This window comes from Tepidicella baoligensis, assembly GCF_013432195.1.
GTDB lineage: Bacteria > Pseudomonadota > Gammaproteobacteria > Burkholderiales > Burkholderiaceae_C > Tepidicella > Tepidicella baoligensis.
On the sequence record NZ_JACCDB010000042.1, the window covers coordinates 1 to 476 of the forward strand.

General features: G+C 62.8%; 1 protein-coding gene. It reads left to right on the forward strand.

Annotation, left to right across the window (positions count from 1 at the left end; translation table 11 throughout):
* Positions 1 to 476 (forward strand): IS5 family transposase (locus HZS63_RS13800; protein ID WP_180684566.1); only part of this gene is annotated, 476 nt, incomplete at both ends.

Genomic DNA, 476 nt, shown 5'->3' on the forward strand with positions numbered 1-476 from the left:
TTTCGCCACCTGCTGGAGCAACACGGCCTGAGCCAGCGTATCCTCGAGACGGTCAATCGCATCCTGACCGAGCGTGGCCTCATGCTCAAGAGCGGCACCATCGTGGATGCCACGCTCATTGCTGCTCCCAGCTCGACCAAGAACGCCCGCCGTGAGCGCGACCCTGAGATGCACCAGACGAAGAAGGGCAACCAGTGGTACTTCGGCATGAAAGCGCACGTTGGGGTCGACGCCGAGACAGGGCTGGTACACACGGTGGTGGCCACCGCTGCCAACGTCTCGGATGTGACGCAGGCGCATCGGCTCTTGCACGGGCAAGAGACCGACGTCTTTGCCGATGCGGGCTATCAGGGAGTGGACAAGCGAGCGGAAAACCAGGGCAAGCAAGTCGCTTGGCACGTGGCCATGCGGCCGGGCAAGCGCCGGGCATTGGACAAGCGCACTTTTCTTGGCCAGGTGATGGATGCCTTGGAACG